Annotated in this window: 21 protein-coding genes; 19 read left to right on the top strand and 2 right to left on the bottom strand. The window is 62.6% G+C overall.

The window, feature by feature from the left end:
* Positions 1-41 precede the first annotated feature (41 nt).
* The 8 genes from J0I99_RS15210 to J0I99_RS15245 all read left to right on the top strand — a co-directional run bounded on the left by J0I99_RS15210 (position 42) and on the right by J0I99_RS15245 (position 7,058).
* A complete protein-coding gene (locus tag J0I99_RS15210) occupies positions 42-443 on the top strand; it encodes a hypothetical protein (RefSeq protein ID WP_291398503.1) in 402 nt (133 codons plus the stop codon).
* Between the two features lie 75 nt (positions 444-518).
* Positions 519-2,186, top strand: coding sequence for an alpha/beta fold hydrolase (locus J0I99_RS15215; RefSeq protein WP_291398504.1), 1,668 nt, complete (start codon positions 519-521; stop codon positions 2,184-2,186).
* A gap of 17 nt (positions 2,187-2,203) precedes the next feature.
* The gene (locus J0I99_RS15220; RefSeq protein WP_291398505.1) at positions 2,204-2,704 is read left to right on the top strand and encodes a hypothetical protein; all 501 of its coding nucleotides are present in this window, start codon (positions 2,204-2,206) and stop codon (positions 2,702-2,704) included.
* 138 nt (positions 2,705-2,842) lie between these two features.
* A complete protein-coding gene (locus J0I99_RS15225; RefSeq protein WP_291398506.1) occupies positions 2,843-3,313 on the top strand; it encodes a hypothetical protein in 471 nt (156 codons plus the stop codon).
* Positions 3,310-4,530: a hypothetical protein gene (locus tag J0I99_RS15230; protein ID WP_291398507.1), complete on the top strand. Its 1,221-nt coding sequence runs from the start codon at positions 3,310-3,312 to the stop codon at positions 4,528-4,530. Before J0I99_RS15225 ends, J0I99_RS15230 begins: the two co-directional genes overlap by 4 nt.
* Positions 4,527-5,045, top strand: a complete 519-nt coding sequence (locus J0I99_RS15235; protein ID WP_291398508.1) for a hypothetical protein — start codon at positions 4,527-4,529, stop codon at positions 5,043-5,045. Before J0I99_RS15230 ends, J0I99_RS15235 begins: the two co-directional genes overlap by 4 nt.
* 22 nt (positions 5,046-5,067) lie before the next feature.
* Complete coding sequence (locus J0I99_RS15240) at positions 5,068-5,763, top strand: hypothetical protein (protein ID WP_291398509.1); 696 nt, start codon at positions 5,068-5,070, stop codon at positions 5,761-5,763.
* A gap of 686 nt (positions 5,764-6,449) precedes the next feature.
* A complete protein-coding gene (locus J0I99_RS15245; RefSeq protein ID WP_291398510.1) occupies positions 6,450-7,058 on the top strand; it encodes a hypothetical protein in 609 nt (202 codons plus the stop codon).
* A gap of 31 nt (positions 7,059-7,089) precedes the next feature.
* Here the strand turns inward: J0I99_RS15245 and J0I99_RS15250 are convergent, their stop codons facing one another.
* The gene (locus tag J0I99_RS15250; protein WP_291398511.1) at positions 7,090-7,701 is read right to left on the bottom strand and encodes a transposase family protein; all 612 of its coding nucleotides are present in this window, start codon (positions 7,699-7,701) and stop codon (positions 7,090-7,092) included.
* Positions 7,702-7,867: 166 nt separating this feature from the next.
* Here J0I99_RS15250 and J0I99_RS15255 point away from each other — a divergent pair, with 166 nt between their 5' ends.
* Entirely contained in the window at positions 7,868-9,535 is a 1,668-nt protein-coding gene (locus tag J0I99_RS15255) for an SBBP repeat-containing protein (protein WP_291398512.1), read from the top strand.
* 39 nt (positions 9,536-9,574) lie between these two features.
* Positions 9,575-11,131, top strand: coding sequence for a hypothetical protein (locus tag J0I99_RS15260; protein ID WP_291398513.1), 1,557 nt, complete (start codon positions 9,575-9,577; stop codon positions 11,129-11,131).
* A 48-nt stretch (positions 11,132-11,179) separates the two neighbouring features.
* Here J0I99_RS15260 and J0I99_RS15265 read toward each other — a convergent pair whose 3' ends face one another.
* Complete coding sequence (locus J0I99_RS15265) at positions 11,180-11,413, bottom strand: helix-turn-helix transcriptional regulator (protein ID WP_291398514.1); 234 nt, start codon at positions 11,411-11,413, stop codon at positions 11,180-11,182.
* A gap of 266 nt (positions 11,414-11,679) precedes the next feature.
* Here J0I99_RS15265 and J0I99_RS15270 point away from each other — a divergent pair, with 266 nt between their 5' ends.
* From J0I99_RS15270 to J0I99_RS15310, 9 genes are all read left to right on the top strand, one after another.
* Positions 11,680-12,327: a hypothetical protein gene (locus J0I99_RS15270; protein ID WP_291398515.1), complete on the top strand. Its 648-nt coding sequence runs from the start codon at positions 11,680-11,682 to the stop codon at positions 12,325-12,327.
* 11 nt (positions 12,328-12,338) lie between these two features.
* Entirely contained in the window at positions 12,339-12,662 is a 324-nt protein-coding gene (locus J0I99_RS15275; protein WP_291398516.1) for a DUF6634 family protein, read from the top strand.
* On the top strand, positions 12,659-14,656 hold the full coding sequence (locus J0I99_RS15280) for an AAA family ATPase (RefSeq protein ID WP_291398517.1): 1,998 nt from the start codon (positions 12,659-12,661) through the stop codon (positions 14,654-14,656). The genes J0I99_RS15275 and J0I99_RS15280 overlap by 4 nt, the downstream gene beginning before the upstream one ends.
* Positions 14,657-15,207: 551 nt before the next feature.
* Positions 15,208-16,104: a hypothetical protein gene (locus J0I99_RS15285; RefSeq protein WP_291398518.1), complete on the top strand. Its 897-nt coding sequence runs from the start codon at positions 15,208-15,210 to the stop codon at positions 16,102-16,104.
* A 23-nt stretch (positions 16,105-16,127) separates the two neighbouring features.
* Positions 16,128-16,943, top strand: coding sequence for a hypothetical protein (locus J0I99_RS15290; protein ID WP_291398519.1), 816 nt, complete (start codon positions 16,128-16,130; stop codon positions 16,941-16,943).
* 90 nt (positions 16,944-17,033) lie between these two features.
* A complete protein-coding gene (locus J0I99_RS15295) occupies positions 17,034-19,157 on the top strand; it encodes a DDE-type integrase/transposase/recombinase (RefSeq protein WP_291398520.1) in 2,124 nt (707 codons plus the stop codon).
* A 5-nt stretch (positions 19,158-19,162) separates the two neighbouring features.
* A complete protein-coding gene (locus tag J0I99_RS15300; RefSeq protein WP_291398521.1) occupies positions 19,163-20,254 on the top strand; it encodes an AAA family ATPase in 1,092 nt (363 codons plus the stop codon).
* Complete coding sequence (locus J0I99_RS15305; protein ID WP_291398580.1) at positions 20,254-22,080, top strand: TniQ family protein; 1,827 nt, start codon at positions 20,254-20,256, stop codon at positions 22,078-22,080. The genes J0I99_RS15300 and J0I99_RS15305 overlap by 1 nt, the downstream gene beginning before the upstream one ends.
* Before the next feature lie 357 nt (positions 22,081-22,437).
* Positions 22,438-22,725 carry a hypothetical protein gene (locus J0I99_RS15310; RefSeq protein ID WP_291390711.1) on the top strand — a complete coding sequence of 96 codons (288 nt, stop codon included), beginning with the start codon at positions 22,438-22,440 and terminating at the stop codon, positions 22,723-22,725.
* Positions 22,726-22,734 lie beyond the last annotated feature (9 nt).

Here is a 22,734-nt window from a genome sequence, read left to right on the forward strand (position 1 = left end):
TCGGCTCAGGTGCGGCATAGGCTGCCACCACGGAATCGGTGATGGCGATGCGACTGCCTGAATGGACATGGCACTGGGCGTGGGTGGCGTTCCTGCGATGGAGCCTATGCCCAACGCTGGCCGGCAACCTCACCGCCCGCCAGCGATGGCAGGTCGTGCTCTGGTCGCTCTGGCCGGGTATCAAGCACCACTACCTGTCCCCAGTGACGGAAAGCCTGCATCGGAAGCTGCCGACTGCGATGCTGTTGGTCCGGCTGCAGCGCCAAGGCGCCGGGTGGTATCGAGTCCCATCCATGCCAGCAGCGATCCACCTATGGCGGCGACTGGGCGTCCACGTCCTCGAGGATGAGTTCGTCAGGATCGAGCGTGGCGTGGTCACGATGAAGGGGTACGTCGATGACGACCTTCAGGTCTGCGAGTTCTGGCCCGTATCGATAGAATGAATCCGCGTATTCCCCAATCGGAACAACGTGCTATCTTAGGAGCAATGCTTGTGCCTGAGCAGCGGAGCTTGATCCATGCTCAGAATAGACAACATCGACGTCAGGAATGCTTTGCCCGGCAGCGCGCATTTCGACACGGACTGGCGAGTTGCCCAAGTCGAGCGCCTGTCGACCGAACGCGACGGCTGGTGGTTCGAAACCTTCCGGCACCCGTCCTTCGGCTCGACCATCGCCCTGGTGGGTCGTAGCGATCGACTCCGACCTCTGCTGAAGAATGCCACGTGGCCAGAGGATGCCTCCGGTTCCGTCTTGGCGGTCGTGCATGTCGATTGGCATTGGCTCGAAGAGCAACTCAGCCGCTTCGCCGAAGACTTCGCATTCTCGTCCGCCACGACCCGCACGGTCGTTGCCCTGTTCATGACGGGCGACGTGCGACGGGCTGCCGATGAAGCGCGCATCTCCTACGAGACGGCGCGCGAGTATCTCGAAAAGGCACGAGCGCTCGTCGGCGCCAGCAACCTGCAACGGCTCGTCACCATGATGGGAATGGGACTGGGGCGGACCGGTGAGGATGCCGAAGAAAGCGATCAGTTCCTCGCCATCGCATACGGCGTGTCGGAACGGCAAATGCGGATCGCTGGCATGATCGCCAACGGCGACACGCGCGCCGAGGTCGCCATCGCGCTCGGGATGTCCGAGGCACTGGTGAAGAAGGAAATGGCCGTGGTCTATGCGGCTTTGAACATCACCACGGCGCCGGCGCTTGCTCGGGCAATGATCGAACTTCGCCTTCTGGCGATCGCGGCGTCCCTCGGCGATGGCGCCGAAAGATTCCCGGAGCCGGCGCATCGCACCCTGTCGATCGGCGCCCGCGACGGCCGAACGATTGCTGCGAGCGACTATGGTCCGCGCGGCGGGACGCCGGTGCTGGTACTCCACAGCAGCATGACCAGCCGGCCGGTCAATCGCGCACTTGTAGAAGCTCTGCAGAACAGTGGCTTTCGTCCGATATCCATGGATCGCCCCGGCTTCGGCGACACCCCGGCGCCAACGGATCAGAACGGAGAGGCCTACTTCGCGCTGGCGGCCCATGACATCGTCGACCTGTGCACCGCGATGAACTGGCAACGCATCGCCATCGTCACGCGCGGCGCCGCCCAGATCGTGCTGGCTCTGCACCAGGCGGCGCCCGGTCTCATCGAGGCCGCGATCGTGACGAACCCCGATCCGGATGCGACGTCGAGCTCGCGCCGCTCTGGCTTCCTCGCCACCATGAAGCACAACTTCGTCAAACGCCCGTGGGCGGTCGCGCTCATGGCCAGATGGTTCGCGCAATCCCTGACCTACGAACGGGCTGCGGACAACGTCATGCGATCGACGGCAGGCTGCCCGTCCGATCGTGAGGTCATGGCAAGGCCCGAGCAGATGGCGGACTACTACCGGTCGCTCTCGAGCTTCCGACAAGGTCGCCTGGACGGCTTCGTCACGGAGCAGACGGCTTTGGCGACGATCGGACGGCCAAGACCAGTCGATGGCACCGATCAGTTCACTCTGCTGGTCGGCGAGCACGACAGCATCCACGATCCCGGCGAGACCCTGGAATACTGGCGACAGGTGCTTCCTGATGCGCGCGTCGAGATGATCGAGGGAGCTGGCCGGTTCATGACGTACAGCCATGCCGATGTCGTGGTCGCCGCTTTGGCGGCAGGACTTCGCAAGACCAATGCGCGAGCCGCAGCATGACGATCGCCCGAAAGACCATGTTCGATCCGCTGCTCGAAGCACTGCCCGCCTTCCGGCCCATGCGCGAAGCTTTCGTGGATAAATGGGCGGGCAACGCGCACAACCATTTCGACGCGCCGGGAGATCTGCCGGAATACCTGCTGCTCGGCGATCTGGGGCGATGGCTCATCGATCTGCTGAACGCCGGAAATCTCGAGGAGGTTCGGCTCGCCCTCGCCGTGGTCGAACGGTGGCTGCTGGAAGGCGACCACTACGTCAAGGAGGCGGCCACGATCGGCTTCATCGAGACGCTTCAGAACAACATCGAGGACGACGACACGCGAAAGCATTTCTTCGATCTGCTTGGTCCCGAGGGGCAGCACTGGTGGAAGAAGCTCGACCGGTTCTGGACGAATGGCGAGCACCTCGTCGACGAGCGGAAACTGCCCGCTGACAAGCAGGCGACTTGGACGATCGACCAGGCAGTGAACATCCCGCTCTGGCGGGCGGGCCGCACTCCGAACGGAGCAGACGATTGATGCCGCAGCCACCGATTTCCCTCATCAGGGGCAATACCCCCCAAATGGATACGGCAAGCGTTGCATCGCGCGATATCGTGCGGCTGCGTGGGGAATTCCGTGAGGGGAACGACTGAAGTGACGTGTTGGAAGAACTGTATGAGCGCCCTGCTCGGCGTGATGATGTCGTCCATTGTGGCGCACCCGGTCCAGGCAGCCTGGTTCACGGAGGACTATCCCGAGTTCGGCGAGTTCTCCGCCGTCACCGACGACGAGCAGGGCAAGGTCGAGATGCACATCTCCTGCAGCCTCGACTATCCCGATGACGTGGGGATCACGATCTTGACCGGCGAGACCTACGACCCGGAGACGAGCTACGCGGACGAGGTCCCTATCAGTGTGATCGCCAGCGACCAGCAGCAGCCCGTCGCCTATGGTACGTTCGAAGAACGCAACGGTGAGCTCGTCGTCGTGTCGGATACGTCGCGGGACGACACACTGGCCTTGGTCATCGGTGCCATGGCGAAGAGCACGTCCACCATCGCCGTACAGTTCTTCACACGGGACTATCGGTTCTCGCCGGATGATCTCGATACCGCGCTCGTCTACCTGTTCGAGAGCTGCACATGACCGGAATGCGCTCCAGGTTTGCTTTGCTGCCAATCGTGCTGCTCATGTCGGGGGGCGTTGTGCAAGCCGCCCCCGAGGACGACTACGTTGCGCTGATGACGGCCCTCGAGATCGACAAGGCCTGCGTCGCCCTCAAGTACATGGAATTCACCGCGGTCCGCGGCATTGCCCAGCGGTATTTGGAGAGCACGTCCCGATACGTTCAGAGCTTGGATGGCCGGCTGTCGGCTGCCGATTACGACGCTTGGCGCATCGGACTCGAAGAACAGGCCCGCACGGCCGCGGCTGCTGCGGGGTGCACTGATCAAGCGATGAGCCATGTGCTGACCGCAAAGGCGGTGGCATCCGATCAGTTGTACCAAGGCCTTCTGCTCGCCTTCCATTTCGACAGCCTCCCCGATTTCGACCGCATCCCGCTGGACGGGCACAAGAAGCAGACTGCGATGGGCTACGAAGCCTATCTGCGTCAGCTCTACGGCCAGAACTTCGATGCCTTCGCGCAACGGCAGCGGGATGCCGTAGTCCAGATGATTCCGGTCGAAGATCCGGGACTATCCACGTGGTCTTGGTCGCCCGATGCAGAGCAGCACGCCGGCACGCTTTGGGATCTCCAGATCCGCGCAGCGGCCGCCATGAGCGCGGTTCAGTTCGAGGTGACGGCCGAGGCGAACGGGTACTTCGTCCGTCCATATTTCGTTACCGAGGTGATGGTGGTCCCGTCACTCGTGCGTCCTGAGGTCGAGGGCTCGCTGCCGATCATTCGGGGACCGAGCTATCAATTGATCAAGGACGGCGAGGAACTGGTCGAGCTCTATTCTGTGGCGGGCATGCTGCCTGATCGCCGCATAGGTCTGCTGTTCTACGGCGACACGGCAACCAAGCACATGCAGTCCCCGACCGTCAGGCTCTACGTCCCGCAGCAGCCTTATCCTGACGGCACGAGTGGCATCACGGCCTTCAACGACCCTGCGTTCCGGGAGAACGCCCTCGTCTTCGAAGGCACATGGGCCTCGGACGGCTGCATGGGCGCACCATGCTACGACTTCCCCGTCGAAGCCACTGACGCACTATTGGCAGATCCGGCAGGAACCTATGCCGAGCTGTTCGTCTCGTTCACGCCGGACGACCAGCCGCCCCCGATCGACGAGTCGGGTCGCGAGCGGTTCGACAGCCAGTGGCTGCTCTGGTGGGCCGACAGCGTTGGAGCGCAAAGGTGAACATGTTGAACCATCGCTTGTCGACACGATCACTGTCGGCGCTATTGGGGATATCTCTGGTCGCCACGCTTGGCTTTCCAATCGAGATTCGGGCCCAGCCTCAAGCCGTGAATGCCTGGAACCTCTACAGCGCAGAGGATGCTGACGGACGCCCGCATTTCTCGCTGAGCTACATGGACCCAATCGAAAGGCGGTTCACACTGACCTTCGCCTGCTCCGCCCATAGCGATGAGGTCACCATCGTCTACTACCCGCCTGCCGGAACGGCTGCAGACGAGCAAAGTCACGAGGTCAGGTTGGTCTCCGAGACCAACAGCGACACTTTCTACGGCCCCTACAGAGATGTGGAGGGGCAAGTCCTCATCTTCGGTCTGGACGCAAAGTCCACCGAGCAAATCGCCCTGTTGCGGAGCGGCTTCGCCGTAACGGTCGATGACGTTCATGGCGCCCGGCTCTACACGATGCCCGAACAGGCCACCGACGTCGAAGAGTTGATCGCCGGATGCTGGCCTTGAGCCGCCCAAGTCAGGATATGTCATGAAGACCCGCTTGCCTTCAGCCTTGTTGGCGCTTTTCGCCCTCGCCTCGCCGATCCACGCTTCGGAGCCCGTCTCGCTTGACCGGATCGACATGGTCTGCCTCGAGACCGTGCTCCAGAACTGCAAGGTACTTACAGCGGGCTTCCTCAACGTCGATTGGGGCGACGACGAGGGAACGCCCTTGCTGGCTTGGCAGACGCAATCCGGTTTCACGCCCGAGGACGGCGTGCTGGGCGGCTTCGTGCTGCTGCATCATGTCGAAGGGAACTGGACGCGGCTCGACGCCGGTTTTGACGGCTGGCGTTTCTTCCCACCGCGTCTCAGTGAGGACGGGCTGTTGCATGTGCCGGGCTATACCGGTGGCACGGGCAGCTACAACGCAGATCGTCTCTACCAATGGAACGATACCGAGTGGGAGCCGATCGACACCAAGACCTGGCTGAAGACCATCGCAGAGCACCTGCCGGTCGATCGCGAGATATGGAAGGGCGTGCAGTACGACTTCGACAACCCATGGTCCCAGCTCGTGGCGCGCACCGCCCTGTGGCGCGGCGACGACGGGAACTGCTGCCCCACAGGAGGCCAAGCCGAGATATTCTTTTCCATCGTGGAGGGTCGTCTGATCGTCGATCGCGTGAACTACGCGCCGGCCCCAGAAGAACCCGCGCCTACCTCGGAGGGACTGCAGAAGTGAAGATGGGAAGGACAGGACGCGCCTCGACATAAGTGCATTTAGGGGCGGCGCTTATTGCCTGTTCGAGAGCAGTCCGATTTGCCGGTGGCAACGCATGCCGACATGGCGTGGGCCGACGCCTATTCCTCGCAACGCCGACCAATCGGTGCCAGACATCGAGACGAGGTAGATCCGCGCTGGCACCGATGGACTTCCGTAGGGCTACGGGGCAGCCGCATGTGCGGCAGGCAAGATGCAGCCCTTCGCTGCTTGTCAGCTCTATGATCGATCAGCCGCGATTGCGGCAGGAGTGGCAGCCTTTGTCGACGCCGCTAAGAGCGTGTGTCTATCAGCCGCGTGCGGCAGGCGGCATCAGGTCTACCTCATAGAACCGAATACACGAAACGATTCTAGCCAACGACATTAACGCAACATCTACGCCACCCGAGCCCGTCTCGCTTCCTCATGTATCCCGAGTACTCCTGAACGCAACTCTGCCTTCAGGTCCTTCTGACCGCCCATCTCCAAGTATCAGCCGCCTCACTATGGTCGCCGATAGCGTCATGGCCGCTGGAGAACTTCGTGACAGATGACGGCAAGGATAGAGCCATTCCCCCACAACGATGCCAAGAAAATCCGTTGATATTCTCACAAAAGTTCGCAATCTTAGTTAAGTCACACACTTATTTCCGTCACCGGAGATCGAATTGCGTCGTTTGATTGCTGCTCTGACGGTTTCCGTTGCGATGATTGGTGCTGTCGCTGGAGAGGATGCCACATTCTTTCGAATGCCTTCGTCCACCATTTTGGTGTTCAACGCCCCCGAGGGAGCGCCATCAACGCCCGCCGATGCAGCACACCGCCTGCCTGACGGATATGAAGCCAACGACATGGACTCGTGGCTGCACCTGTCTATGGTACCGAACCTACTCGGCACCTTGTATGATCGAGCAGTGGACATATCCGCAATCAGTTGGCCGTTCGAAAGCCCGGCTGAATCCCAGCGCCTCACCTTGACTTGGAACTCAGCCGTTCACGCCGATGGGTGCCATGTCGTCGCCAACGTTCGCGGCACTCCTTCCATCTCAGGTTACCGTTTCCAACATCGTCGTGAGGATGGAACCTGGTCGGAGTGGACAGAGCCGCTTGGCAGTTTCGACACGACGCGCAGCGGTAACAAGGTCTACGAGGGAAGCTGTGGTTTCACCGCCGGCACGATGATTACTGCTCTTCGCGTTGCCCCGCCCTCCAGTCAGGTGGGCGAGATCTGGTTTCGCGAGTTCCGTGCCTCTTTGGCTGGTGTATCGGCGCAGTAATGAGGTCGACACTCAAGTGTCGCCTTCTCGTCTAGGCCCTTCTGGCTACTCCGGCCCTCCAAGGATCGCTGGCGAATGCTAGGCAGTCCTTGCAGACATTGGCCTCGCGCTGGAGGTCGCCCGCGCGCCATTTTCCGAAGTGCTTCGCCGTCGCTAGCCGATGATCGGACTTCGGATGGATGCCAAGGCAGCACTCGCAGACGAATCGATCGCTGCTGGGCGGATCGCCCACGCTGAAGATCAGGCCGCGGTCCTCGAAAACGTTGCGAGCGCCTTTCTCGTCGATGCCGACGATGCGGGCGACATCGCCCATGGATGATCGCGCCAGCACCTGCTCGAGGATGTAGCTGGCACAGCGCGAGGTCATGCGGCGCTTGCCATCCATTCCCGGCAGGGCCTGAAGAAAGGCCTGCTTGCAGTCCGGGCACCGGAAACGTTGGACGTCCACGGAGATCGTGACTTGCCGCCCAACGAATGGCGCATCCCGGTAGTTGGCCGCTAGAGCCCCGTGGCGGCTAGGCCGCCGTGCCGATCCGCATCGCGGGCACGACGTCGGGAAGGCAGCATGTGCGGCATTGACGACGATGGAGCCGTCCTCCGCCACGTCGACCTGCGTCACCCGCCAAGGCGATTCGTCGCTCATTCGCACCGTTTCGACATTTCGAGGTGCGTCATCAGGTCATGGAGAATCCGGGGAATCAAGGCCCCTCGAAAGGGGTAGCAGATTTCACAATGCAATCCGTTGCTTTTTTCTCTTGGAATCGAGATTTTAGATTGCTCACACATTTTCTTCCGGTCAGGAGATCGAATTGCGTCATTTGATCAGTGCTTCAATCCTTGCCCTGAGCCTTGCGCTCTCCACCTCTGTCCATGCGGAGGAGTGGTTCCGGCTGAACCTTGATGCGCCGATCTTCTTCGGCGCGGGTGTGCCCGATATCGGCGAGAACAATCCCATCACCTTCGTGGTGAACGGCGATGCCGCAGGTTCCAGTGTCGACGGGCGCGATCTTGGCACGATCAACATTCCGATCACCGTCAACGGCATCGACGCCAGCCACACGGTGGATGTCGACGGGCTGCCGGACGGCGCATCGTGGAATGGATCGGCCATCATTTGGTCCCCTGCGTCCGAAGGCTCTTACGATCTGACGATCGAGGTCCGGGACGAGAACGACATCCTCGTCGCCTCTCAGGGGGTGGAGCTTGTGATCCACCAGCCGTTGACGGCATCCGTGCCGGAGACAGAATACGAGGTCGAAATCGGAGAGGACCTCACCATCACGCCCACCGCAGCGAACGCCATCGGCGCGCTGCAATGGGGCAGCACGCCGTCCGAGCTTCCGGAATGGCTGGACTTCGATGCGGCGACAGGCGTCATCGATGTCGATACCGCCGAGGCGAATGAACTCGGCGAGATCGTTCTCACTGCCGTCGACCAAGCGGATCTCATGTCGGCCAGTACGCTGCCGTTCTCGATCAGCGTGAATGGTGCCGACACGGACTATTGGCTGGCGACGTTGGGCGGGGCGTCAAGCGACATTGGTCAGTCCATCCGCGCCGGCTCTGACGGTTCGCTCTACGTCACAGGCTACACCAACAGCACCGGCGCAGGTGGTTATGACCTTCTCATTGCCAAGTACGGTGCGAACGGCAGCCTCAGCTGGAAGAAGACCCTTGGCGGGGCGTCGACCGACTATGGCTACGGTATCGCTGCCGGCTCTGACGGTTCGCTCTACGTCACGGGCTCTATCAGCTCTGGCGCCGGCGGTTATGACCTTCTCATCGCCAGGTATGGTTCTGACGGCAGTCTCAACTGGCAGAAGACCCTTGGCGGGGCAACGCATGACAATGGCCGGTCCATCGCTGCCGGCCCTGACGGTTCGCTCTACGTCACAGGCTCCACCGCCAGCTCTGGCGCCGGGGGCCATGACCTTCTCATTGCCAAGTACGGCGCGAACGGCAGCCTCAGCTGGAAGAAGACCCTTGGCGGGGCGTCGACCGACTATGGCTACGGTATCGCTGCCGGCTCTGACGGTTCGCTCTACGTCGCCGGCTACACCAACAGCGCCGGCGCTGGAAGCAATGATATTCTCATTACCAAGTATGGCTCAGACGGCAATCTTAGCTGGAAGAAGACCCTTGGCGGTGAATCAACCGACATAGGCTACGACATAGCTGCGGGCTCTGACGGCTCGCTCTACGTCACCGGCTACACCCAAAGCGCAGGTTCCGGCGGGATCGACGTGTTGATCGCGCGGCTGCCTGCCGATGGCGGCGACGACATGGTTGCCGGTTCGCTCACCTGGCAGGACGCCGAGTTGACGGTTGGACCTAATCCCAGCCTGACGGTGTCGTCGCCGTCTTGGACCAGCCCCGACGCCAATCTGACGCCGAACGACGCCAGCGCGCTGGTGCCGGGCAATGCGGCGGCGTTGACGTCAACCACGACCGATTTCGAGCAGCAGGCCCAGCCCTGATCCCGATCAGCACTCCCATTCAGAACTGGACCACTTCAAATGCGTCATCTGCTTACCGCTTCGATCCTTGCCCTGAGCCTTGCGCTCCCATCGTCAGTTCATGCCGCGGAGGACTACTTCCGGCTCAACATGACGGGCACGCTGTTCTTCACCGGCGCCGGTGAGGACGGCGCCCCCGGTGTTCAATTCGTCGTGGATGGTCATGCGAATCCGTCTGCGCCTCTGACCGGCCGCCTCTCTGGCGATCTCATGATCCCCATTTCGGTGAACGGCATGGGCGATACCGACGTCATTGTCGTCAATGGATTGCCCGATGGCGCAACGTGGGATGGCGAGGCTATCCATTGGGCCTCGACCGACCTCATCGTCGGTACGCACACGCCGTCGATCGAGGTGCGAGATGCGGATGGAACCCTCATTGCGGGCACGAACCTCGACATCGTGATATACCCGCATCTGCAGGCGGCACTTCCTAAGCCCTCCTTCGAGGCCGACGTCGGCGATGATCTGACGATTGCCCCCAACGCGAACCATCTCATCGGGCCGGTTCTGTGGGGATCGTCTCCCTCCGATCTGCCTGACTGGCTCGATTTCGATCCGACAACTGGCGAGATCAACGTCGACACGAGCGGCCCCAACTCCCTCGAGGGCATAGTGCTGACCGCCGTCGACCAGGATGACTTGGCGTCCGCATCCACTGAGCCTTTCTCGGTCACTGTGATGGGTGCCTGCGACGCTTGGAATTCGGCGACGGCCGCCGAGGCGAACGCCTGGTACTCCGTGGCATATGGCAACGGTCAGTTCGTCGCCGTGGCCGGTAGCGGCACGAATCGAGTGATGACCTCTACCGATGGCGTTACTTGGACACCTAGGGCGGCCGCAGAGGCGAACCCTTGGTACTCCGTCACCTACGGCAACGGCCAGTTCGTTGCCGTGGCGGGTAGCGGCGCCAACCGGGTCATGACTTCTCCGGATGGGGTCGCTTGGACGCCGAGGGCCGCCGCCGAGGCAAACACCTGGAATTCCGTCGCATATGGCGCCGGCCGGTACGTCGCGGTGGCGTCGGTCGGCACGAACCGAGTGATGACTTCCCTCGACGGCGTCACTTGGACTGCGGCGACAGCGGCCGAGGCCAATAATTGGCGCTCGGTGACTTATGGCAACGGAAAGTTCGTAGCCGTGGCGAACAACGGCACGAACCGGGTGATGACCTCTATCGACGGGGTCGCTTGGACCTCGAGTCCGGCTGCCGAGGCGAACTCTTGGTACGGAGTGACTTATGCCAATGGGCAGTTCGTCGCCGTGTCGAGCACCGGTACGAACCAGGTCATGACCTCGCCGGACGGTGTCACCTGGACACCAAGGGCCGCAGCCGAGGCAAACAATTGGCAGTCGGTGGTTCATGGCAACGGCAAGTTCGTTGCCGTAGCAAACAGCGGCACTAACCGGGTGATGACCTCTCCGGATGGGGTTGTCTGGACAGCTGCGGCCGCTCCCGAGGCGAACAGTTGGTACTCCGTGGCCTACGGCAATGGCATTTTTGCTGCCGTGGCCAGCACCGGCGCCAATCGGGTGATGACCTCAAACTGCAACTAACATCGCGTTGCGGGCGAAACACCGACTGTCCGCTTGTGCGGCAGCCGATCAGCCATCGCCCTTGAGCATGACACCCCTGCCCTCATCGCTCTCGAAGAACACGACGCCTTTTCCTTCAAGCACCTGCCGCATCCGTTCCAGCGTGGACGGGTGCGGTTTCGTTTGGCCGGCCTCGAAGGTCGCCAAGGTCTTGCGGGTGACGCCAATGGCAGCCGCCAGATCGTCCTGAAGCATTCCGAGCATGGCGCGAGCGCCGCGGGCTTGGGCAGGCGTAATGGTCATGGCGCACCAGAATCGAAAGGCAGCAGTTCGTTAACCATGCCTATCATCGCTTACCCATGATGGGTAGTTTGATCTTGAAGGACTGATCCGTCCGGACTATCTCGTCGGTCATGGATGCAGTCACGCATCCTTTCACGGCACCGGCAACGGTGGTCGTTTCCCGCGCCGCGACGGTCTCGTCTGCACAGCGCGTCGGCTTAGTCATCGCAATCCTCGCAATCCCGCGAAACCACCCGGAAAGAGCATTTCCGGGACAAGGAGAAGTCATGTCCGTCGCAACCGCGCACCGTCTGCCCAACGCCACTCCCCGCCCCGTCCGGTCCACGGAGGATTTCCGCCGCAATCGCCAGATCAAGCGGAACGTTCGGCTGCACCAGCAGATCAGGGACCTGATCGCCGCCAATCCCACCTGCCGCTACATCGGCGGCAACGCCGCGGTCGAGAACATCGCCTTCCGGGCCGGCTTCGAGCCGCACGAGCTCGCCATCGCCGACGTTCGCATCGGCCGGCGCATCGTCACCCTGATCTGCGTGCCGCATCGGATCTGGGATCAGCCCCTGCCCTCCGCTCGCGTCATCGACCTTCGGTTCCAGGCGCGCGAGGCCGGCCATGCCGCCATCCTCGTCCCGCAGGCCGTGGTCGAGCGCGAACCGCGGCTGGGCAATAGCCAGCTGCTGGCCCGCACGGTCAACGTCAAGGTCGACGCAACCGCGCGCATGATCGTGCTCGCGCACCTGATCGAGAACGGCGCCAGCTGCCTCAGCGAGCTCGCTGGCCTGATCGAGCACGTCGATCCGTTCGGGGCCGTGCTGCACCTCGTCACCACCGGCGTCATCGCGCTCAACATCGAGCAGTGCATCACGCCCTACACGATGGTCGACATCGCCAACCCGGCCAGCGCGACGCGGCACTGAGGACATCCATCATGAGCATTCTCTTCACCGGTGGAGGCGACAGCGCCTCCACCATCGCGAACCTGCGCGCCCTCGCGGACGATCTCGAGCGCATGGCGATGTTCCAGCCCAACGGCGAACTCGAAGGGGCGCCGACCCTTCATGGCTGGTCTGCGGTGCGCAGGCCTGTCGGTGGGCTTTCCGGCATCGTCGAGGGGCACCCGCTCCTCGGGACGAGTCATGTCGTCACCAGCGAGGTCTTCGCCATCGACCGCGAACGCGGCTGGGCCCGCACCTTTTCCAGATTCTACCGACTCGGCGAGGCCGCCGACTTTTCCCAGGAGACCAGCGAATGAGCGAGCACGACGACATCGAAACCATCGAAAACATCGACGACATCATGTTTGCGATCACCTTCGACGACTGGCCCACGATCGACGCGAACATCAAGGTGCGCCCGCACTCGGCAACGGTGCTGGTCGACCTGGCGATCGAGCGCGCCATCGACGAGGACCTGCGCGATCAGCTGCGTTCCGGCTCCATCCGCGCGCTCGTGGTCAAGGTTCCGGACGGCGGCTGGGCCGAGCCCATCGGCAACGGCCTCAAGGACCTGATCGGCGAGAGGGCCTATGTCGTCTCGCGGGCTTCCATTCCGCGGGCCCATGAGCTCAACGACCGGATGCTGGCGAGCAAGCTTCAGGACGGCCGGGTGGCGATCGGCGTCGCTGCCGAACCCGATCGTGCGTTGCCGCCGTTGCTCCTCAGCCTCGCCGAGGTGCGGGTCTCGATCGATGCGCCCGATGCCGCGATGATCGTCGAGGTCATCCGCAAGTCGCAGGGCGGTCGCATGCCGAAGGAGACGGCCAACTTGATGCCGTCGCTGCTGAGTTTCGACGAGATCACTTCCCTGATCGATCGCGACGGCAATGCCGGCGATACGGTGCGGCGGATCAAGGCGGCGACCGAGCGCAAGACCGGCACCACGGGCAGCCGCAAGGACAGCAAGGCGTTGCCGAAGCTCGAGGACGCGATCGAGTATGGCGATGCTCGTACCTGGGCGTTGGACCTGAGGGACGACATCGCCGATATGCGGAAGGGGTTGATCGGCTGGGACGACATCGACCGCGGCTGCGTGCTGCACGGTCCCCCGGGCACGGGCAAGACCTTGCTCGCTCGCATGCTCGGCGAGGCATGCGGCGTGCCGGTCGTGGTCAGTTCGATCGCGGAGCTGTTCGCCAACTCCAGCGGCTATCTGAACGACGTCATCAAGGCGCTGCGGAAAATCTTCGATGAGGCCAAGGCGAAGGCGCCCTCGATCCTGTTCCTGGACGAGATCAATGCGCTGCCGAACATCGACACGGTCGGCGAGCGCAACAAGGACTACTGGGCGCCGGTCATCTTCGACTTCTATACGCTCCTCGACGGCGCCATGTCCGGACGAGACGGCGTCATCGTCATCGGTGCCACCAACCGCATCGAGGATATCCATCCGGCATTGCTGAGGCCCGGGCGGCTGGAGCGCGCGATTCACGTCGGGGCGCCCGATGCCGCCGGTGTCGAGCGGATCATGCGACATCATCTCGGTGATGATCTCGCTGATGCCGACCTCGGCAAGCTGGCCATGCAGAACGTTGGTCGCGGGGCGACCGGCGCGGTGATCATGGAGCAGGTCCGTGCTGCTCGGCGCCTCGCTCGTCGTGCCGGCCGACCGATGGAACTGGCCGACCTCGAGGCCCAGATCGTCGACGACGACCCTCGGACGACCGACGAGCTCAGGCGGTCGGCGATCCACGAGGCCGGCCACGTGATCACCGGTCTTGCGGTCGGCAGCACCCTGGACATCGTCAGCATCGCCATGGCCGGCGACAACGGTGGCGTCGCGCGGCTCTCGATGCCGAATGGCACCCTGGTCACCCGGCATCAACTCGAGGGAACGGTGATGTCGCTCCTGGGAGGTCGCGCGGCCGAACAGCTCCTGCTGGGCGAACCCTCGCAGGGCGCCGGCGGCGCTGCCGACTCCGACCTGGCTCGTTGCACCAGCATGATCGCCAGCATGGAAGCCTCGCTCGGTCTTGGCGGCAGCCTTCTGTTCCGCGCTTTGCCCGAGGACGCATGGACGCTCCTGCGCGAGCCCGACTTCAGGAGGCGGGTCGAGAAGCAGCTCGACGACCTCTATCAGCGGACTATCGACATCCTGCACAGCCGTCGACCTGCCCTCGAGGCGGTCATCGAAGCCCTGCTCGAGAAGCGGTTCCTGACTGGCCTCGAGGTGGATTCGATCATCGCCGAACGCGAATCCATGGGTGCATCGGCGGAGTCCCCGGCCAGCGCCACGTTGGTGGAGGCGTGATCGAAACGAGAACATCGAAAAAACACGCGTGGCAAATGCGCAACACTGAGCGGTGACGCCCGTGTATGCCGGAAGCCGGAAACCTACCCAAGCCTCCGAAAACACCTAAGTCGTTGATTTCTCGAAAGGAATAGGAACGTGTCAAAATGGTTAATGGCGGAGTCTCCGGGAAATCCGGGACTTTTTGCTCGTCCGTCCCCGAACAGCAGCGCCCTGATGCTTCAAATGCGATGATTTCGACGCAAGGGCGGATCGGCGCGAAAGTCGGAATGAACATTGTTCATCAAAGACTTCGCCAAGTCCCCTCGCGGAAAAATCGACATGGGGGGACTTGCGCCGTCCGGGCCGGAAGAACGAGATCATCAACGTCGCCGGCAAGAAGAGAGCGCCCTGCTCTCTCGAGCCGGGCGCCATCCTGAACCGGCCCTCGACCGTCTTGGCAGTTGAGCGAGGACCAAACGCAACGACTGACGTCGTGCATGCTCAAGTTAGGGGCTGACCCGATGCGGGTCAAGTTCGCCGACCTGGGCAGGCATGACGAAGGAGATGTCATGCCTGACGATTACGATGAAGAAGACACCACCATCACCTATGGCGACCTGCTCGAGTTCGAGCAGGGATATGCCGATGCCATGATCGGCCACTTCAGCAACCGCGAAGACGCTGCGGACTGGGTGGGCATCGACGGCAAGTCCCTCGCAACCGAAACGCTCGAAGCCATCCGGAACGACTGCCGGCACTTCGTGATCAACATGATCGATGCCCTCGTCGACGAGAACGGTTCGATGGAGGTCATCGACGAACTCTGCGACTACGACGCCGGTCGCCTCTTCTTCCTTGAGCGGATGGAGGTCGGCATCGGATTCGGCGACATGGCGAGTGTCGAGGACGACGTTCGGCAGCACCTGATCGATGCCGCCGAGATCTTCAAGCCGTTCGAGCTCGACATTGGCGAGGACCGCCTGGTCCGGATCGTGATCGGCCCGCTGTCCTATCGATCGCTCAACCAGGTCCAGAAAGGCTTTGCGGACGCCTTGGTGGAGTTGGAGGCCCAGAATCACAACGACAAGGACCGGGAGGACTTCGAGGACGGCGATGGAGGAGAACCGGAGCGCCTGTGGGACGGCGTGACCGTTCACGACCTCTCCCAGCGCGCCCTCAGGACCATCGTCGAGGGATGCGAGGAATTCCTCGCCGTCGTCGGCAGCCACCATGACCAATGGAGGGATTTCATCGCGGATGTCCCCGACTACGACATCGGCTGGTACCTCTGCCTCCAGCGGCAGCGAGCTGGTGTCGGCTTCGCCTCCGTGCTCGGCAACAGCGACCTCACCGATCTCATGGTGAACGCGGCCGAGGCCCTCGGCGAGATGGTGGTCGAAGTCCGCGACGACGGCCAGATCCATATCCACAACCACCGGGGCCGGGCGGCGACGCCCGCAGTCTGACCCATTCCATGAGGATCATGTTCATGCGTATCCACGGCACTCGCCTTCGCCTGCCGACCGATCTGCCTTGCCGGCTTCGCCTCGACGTCCGCCCGTTCGACGTGAATGGGTGGACCGATCCCGAGGAGACCAGTGCCCCTCGTTCCAGTCACTCGCCGACTGCGCCGCCGGCGTCGCACGACGGCGCCCGGTTCACCAAGGTCTGGAACGATCACACTCCGCACAAGGGGCGGCGCCCGCCGCAGAAGGGCGTTGCCAACTTCCGCGGCTCCACCACCGATGCCGAAGGCCGCGAGATCGTGCTCGAAAGCACCCTCGAGCGGGCCGCGGCCACCATCCTCCTTGTTGATCGCAATGTCGCTCGGCTGCGGTCGCAGGTCGGCCCTGTCCATCACGTGGACGAGGCGGGCAAGGAGAAGCGCCCGATCTTCGACTTCGTGGCGGATGGGAATTCCGACGACCTCGCCATCGCCATCAAGCCCGAACGCAAGCGCGTCTCGTCCGGCATCGACGACACCATTGCCAAGGTCCTGGTCCAGCGGCCCGACTTCACCGCCGAGGCCACCGTCTGGACGGAAGAGCAGTTGCCCAGGTCTGCCGAGCACAATGCCGGCTTGATCCTGCGCAGTCGCAGGCTTCGCGACGACACCGAGATCGCCGCGGTGAAGGAAATCGCCGGCAAGACCACAGGCACCTTCTGCCTTGGCCAACTCGTCGGATCGCGAGGCGGCACCGCCGATGCATTCGCCGCGGCGGTCAACCTGATCGACGACGGCATCCTCGTGCCAACCGAGCGCGGTCGCATTCGACCCGAGCTCAAGGTCCGCTTCGCGGCCTGACACCACCAAACCCACTCAACGACTGGTCCGCGCGCAGCCCTGGCTGCCGGCGCGTGGGCCTCCTCGTCCCCAGAAACAGGAAACTACACCATGCAGACCAACTCGAACCTTCCCGTTCCCTCGTCCATGCCGGTGTCGGCCGCAGCGCCGATCTTCAAGATGCGCATCGACAGCACGACCGGCGTCCACATCGACGAGCACGACTACATCAAGCACAGGAAGCTCCCGACCGGCTATCTGCTGGCCCGGCTCGACATCCCCGAGATCATCCAGGAGTTCAGCTTCGAGGAACTGGAGGAGCTCAGGGTCGCCGACAGGCTCTCGGTCACCCACAACTATCACACGACCGCCTCGGCGTCGGGCCGGCTGCACAAGAAGGGGAGCCTTCTCTCCGACCTCCCGGACGGCACGCAGACGCGCTGGGCCGATCGCCTCGAGATCATCGAAGCCTTCCTCTACTACGAGCGCGACGGCAGCTACAGCCGCAGCGACGCCTCCCTGAAGGACTTCACGACGGACCTCGTCGCCGGCAAGATCGAAGACGCGGATGGCAAGCGTTGGGGCAGCAAGCTCGACCTCACGAAGCCGCCCAGCCCGACGTCCATCCGTCGTTGGCTCCGGCGCTTCGAAGCCTGCGACCACGATGCCGCGGCGCTGATCGATGGTTACGGCCGCAGCGGCAACCGCGACGCCCGATTGCAGCCCGAAGCCGCTACGGTGATGGCGAAGTACGTCGAGAAGTTCCAGAGCAACCTGAAGCCGTCCATGGCATCGCTCTACCGCGACATGCGCGCCGACTTCGGTAAGAACCATGCCAACCTGTCCCTGCCCAGCCGGAACACCTTCGAGCGAGCGATCAAGAAGCTCGACCCTTTCGAGGTGCTTGCTGCCCGTGAAGGCGAGGCCACGGCGCGCAGGAAGCTCTATGCTGTCAGGGACCGTGTCGATGTCACTCGTCCGCTGCAGCGCGTCGAGCTCGACGAGCAGTTGATCCCGCTGCAGGCCATGCTCATCGAGCGTGGGAAGTGGGACAAGCTTCCCAAAAAGCTCAAGGCCGGCATCACCCACGATCGCCTGTGGTGCTCCAAGATCATCGACGTCTATTCCCGCGTCGTTCTTGGTTTCGTGCTCACCAGGGCGCCTTCGACCGATAGCGCGCTGGCGACGGTCAGGATGGCGCTCGAGGACAAGACTGCGCTGGCCCTGCTCATGGGCTGCGATAGCCCGTGGGACATGTTCGGGCTGCCCGAACTGATCGTGACCGACTCGGGTTCGAACTTCAGGTCCAAGAAGTTCCGGGCGGCGATCCTCGATCTTGGCTGCTCGATCATGATTGCGCCGGCTGGTCTGCCCCAGATGCGCGGTGTCGTGGAGCGGTCGTTCCGAACGGACACCGAGCGGTTCTATTCCAAGTTCCCGGGGCGGGCCTTCAAGGACGTCGTCGAGAGGGGGGAGTATGACAGCGAGGAGAATATCGCCGTCACGGTCATGGAATTGGCGAAGCTGATGTTCCGCTACTTCGTCGACATCTACCACAACACCCCGCATGCCGGCCTCGGCGGTGACACGCCGGCAAACAAGTACCGCACGGGAGTGGATCGCTTCGGCGTTCTTCCCCCGCCCCCGCGCGACGTGATCCGCCACATCTTCAGCACGGTCATCGAGTGCCGCGTCGGCAATCGTGGCGTTCGCGTCGCCGGCCTCTTCTATCAGTCCAAGGCCCTGCAGCAGGCCCGCCGGACCATTCGCGACCGGTACGTTCTCGTTCGGGTCGACACCGAGAACCTCGAGGCCATTTCGGTGAAGACGGACGAGGGCTGGATCACTGTCCCCTGCTCCACTCCTGGCTTCGAAGGCGTGTCTCTCGAACACTGGAAGCTTGCGCAGGCTTCGCTTCGCCGCAAGCACGCCAGCGTGGCGGCGCTCTCGGAGAGCATCGTCAACGAGGCATTGCTCGACGTCACCGCCGAGATCGAGCGGCTTCGCATCGAGTCCCATGTCCCCTCGCCGATCATGGCGTCCGACGACTTCGTGAAGTTCAACCGCGATCTCGAACGGGGCTTCGACATGGTTCGTCCGGAGCACGGCGAAGTAGGCACGATGCCGGCTGCGCTCGAGGTCTACGGCGCCAAGGCGGTCAAGGAAGAGGACCAGGAGGCGATCGAGCACGCCCCCCTGATCATCCCCACCAGCACCACCTTCTTCACGGAGTGATCGCCATGACCGCTACCACCACGACTTCCGAGGACTTCCTCGAGCGCATCCGCGGGCTTCGCTCCGACCAGCGCCAGTCCGTCTCCGAGGTGATGCGCGAGGTGCGTGCCGGATACTTCGGCACCGCCACCGACACCGAGTTGGATGTCGCCATGGACGACATGTTCGACGACGTCATCGAAACGCTGGACGCCCAGGGGGCGTCCAGCAAGGACACCAATCACATCGGCCGCATGTCCGAAGGCTACCCGCTGCTCGGGCTTGGTGCCTCGGGCACGCGCAAGACCTCGACCTTCGCCCGCATGATCCATCGGCGGAAGGAGTTCGAAGGGTTCAACTACGAGCCTCACCTCAACAAGAGCGCGCTCATCGTGGTCAAGGCTCCCAGTCCCTGCACGCTTCGGGTTCTCGGCAGCACCATCGCCCGCGCGATGGGCCTGCCGCCCTGCGACCATCTCAAGGAGAACGAGGTGTGGGACCACGTCATCGAGAACATCCCCATCCGCAAGGTCAGGTTCGTCCATATCGACGAGTTCCAGCACGTCATGGAGAACCGCAACGTCGTCGACATCGCCAAGATCGGGAACGCGATGAAGCGGCTCGTCCAGACTCCCGAGCACCCGGTCTGGCTGTTGATCACGGGCATGCCCGAGGTCGGGGTCGTCTTCGAGGGCGACACCCAGCTCTGGCGACGGAAGAGCTATGTGCTGTTCGAGGAACTGACGTTCGAGCGCGATGCCGGTCTGTGCCTGGGCATGGTCGAGTTCTTCGCCTCCAAGCGCGCCGGCCTGAGCCTCGACGAGATGACGATCTCCGAGAACGTTCACCGGCTGATGCATGCCGCGCTTTTCCGGCTGGGCATTGCCATCGACATCGTGGTGAAGGCGATCCGCGTCGCGCTCAAGGCTGGAACGGGCGAGCTCAAGGTCGAGCACTTCGGGACGGCATACCGCGCGTTCGCCGGCTGTCCCGACACTGCCAACCCCTTCCTCGCGCCGGGCGATTTCACGCAGATCGAGGTCGACAAGTACCTGACGCGTCTGCTCGAGCACCAGAAGTCGGGCTCGGGCGCCAAGGCCACGGGAGAAGCCAAGTGATGATTCTCCACCCTTCTTTCGTGCTGGCGGTGATGCCGGGCGAAACTCCTGTCGGTTACGCCTCGAGGGTGGCGTTGCGGATCGGTTGCTCGTTGCGGACGTTCTGCAACCGCATCGATGTTCCGCTCCAAGCCCTACTCGAAGGCGCTACGGACGCCGTCGCCCTGCTATGCCGTTCTTGCCAGCTGCCGAACGACACTTTCGCCGACACCACCTTCGTGGCATCGTCCGGAAGGCGCTTGCTCCTGGCAGGGCAAATGTTCTCGGTCGATCAGATCAGTCGTCACACGCTTCGGATCTGCCCCGCCTGCATCGAACAGCAACTCGGCAATGGCGGGGGCATTCACGCCGCTTGGTCGCCGCGGGAGTGGCACATTCTCCCGCTTCACGTCTGCGACCAGCACTCGGAACCAATGCTGAGCGTTTTCCAAGATGGACCAAGTCGCCACCGCCAAGACTTTGCGAGCGCCATCGAGGAAGCAGTTTTCAAGGGCAGTCTGGGCCGGGAAGAAACCGAAACGGTGCCAGAATCGGGGCTCGGTCACCATGTTCGCTGGCGACTTCGTGGCATTGAGGACGATCACTGGCTTTCTCGGCAACCGCTCTACGCTGCCATCAAGACGGCGGAGATGATCGGAACCGCCGCGGTTCACGGCGTCAGTCAGAAATGGATGGATCTAGGTCTGCTCGATCGTTTCGAAGCTGGCCGTGTCGGCTACGACATCCTGAGCGATGGCGATGCCGGCCTCAGGCGGCTCTTCGCGGATTTCCAGCGCGATCAGAATGCCGAGACCAACAGCTCGGGACTTCTCTCCACTTTCGGACGCATCTACGTGTCGATGTCTCAGTGGGACGATGTGGCCTACGACCCACTGAGGGACGTGCTCAGGCAGCACATCGTCGAAACGATGCCGTTCGGCCCCGGCGACGTCGTCCTTGGAAAAGAGGTCAAGGATCGGCGCATTCATTCCGTTCGTACCGTTGCGCCGGAGTTGGGACTTGCGGGCGTCACTGCCCATAAGCGCCTCCGATTCATTGGAGTCATCGACGAGGCCGACGCAGCATCCTTCAGAAGCCAGATCACGTTCGATGCGCAAGAGCACGCAGACGATATCCGCCGCCTGGCAAGCGCACTGCAGCGCGCCGAAGCCGGGCGGTATCTCGGTCTAAGGCGAGTCTATGAGGACGTGGCACCAATCCTTGACATGGTTGGTTCGATGAACATCGACAAGACCAACCTCATCGACCAAGTCTATGCCAAGGAAGACCTCGATGCTTTCCTCGCCTCCATCCTCAGCAAGGCTTCGCTGGGCCCGACTGCCGGGTTCGAGCCGATCGCCAAGGCCTCAAGACGTGTTCGCACCGGGATCGCCAATGTGCTCGACATGATCTTGAAGGGCGAGATCACGGACATTCGTCTATCACCGGCGCACAAAGGCATCATGTCCGTCATGGTGCGAAAGCAGGATATCTTTCCCGCCCTGGTTGCCCGCCGTCCGTGGATCACTCTGACCGCCGCCGCCAAAGCAACCAATATCAGGGACGTCGCCCTCACCGCCCTGGTCCGGAACAACATCATCCCGTCGAAGGGGGTATCCCCGGTGATGTTGCAGCCTGACGATCTGGATGTCTTCACCCGAAACTATATGACCCGATGGGACGTCGCTCGGGAATACAGGTCGCTTCGTGGTCCGAAGAACCGTTTCTCCATCACCAAAGCGATCGCCATCGCGGGACTTGAGCCTGCGTTCGACGAACGGAAGAGCTTCTTCAAGTTCTATAGACGAGACGAGGTCCTCGCGGCCTTCGGCCCGCCACCCGACTGAAACGCGTCAGATCGAAGATACCAACCCCGCCATGGCGGGGTTTTTCTTTGCCCATTGTCGACACCAACAGTTTGCCGCAGGATGCGCGTCGACATTCGCCCCGAAAACCCGAGCCACACTGTTGCTTGGCAAGCCCGCCAATTTGAGCCACCCTAAAATCTAGATCGTTGATTAGACGTCACTTTTTAGGCAGGGTGAGGCAAACTGTGTGGTGAGGAACACGAGACCATTGCGGCTCGTGCGAGGGGCGCCCGGCTGGCGTCCCTTGTCATTTGGCGGCAACGTTTCCTTCGCCAAACCGTCATGCGGTCCGGGTACCGTCGTCGGCATCTGATCATTGAATCGGGTCATGGCCTCGTGCGCGAGATTGAGCGGGCCCTTGCGGCAGCAACCCTTGTCGGCAGCTTGATCAACGGCTTCCGCCACGACCTCGCGTGGTTCTTGCTCATCGGTGCCGCCTTCGGGCTCTACATCGTGCTCGCCGATCGCGCCCTGCGCCGACGCATCGGGCCGCGGCACTGGCCGAGCGAAGGCTTTGCGCGCTTCACCTTCAACACCAACCTCTATTTCGCCGTCCGGAACCTGCTGGTTGGCGCCCTCGTCTTCGCCCTCGCCGGCAGCGCTGCCGGCCTTGTTGGCCTCTGAGGCCTGCAA

This window comes from Devosia sp. (assembly GCF_017307495.1).
Taxonomy (GTDB): domain Bacteria; phylum Pseudomonadota; class Alphaproteobacteria; order Rhizobiales; family Devosiaceae; genus Devosia_A.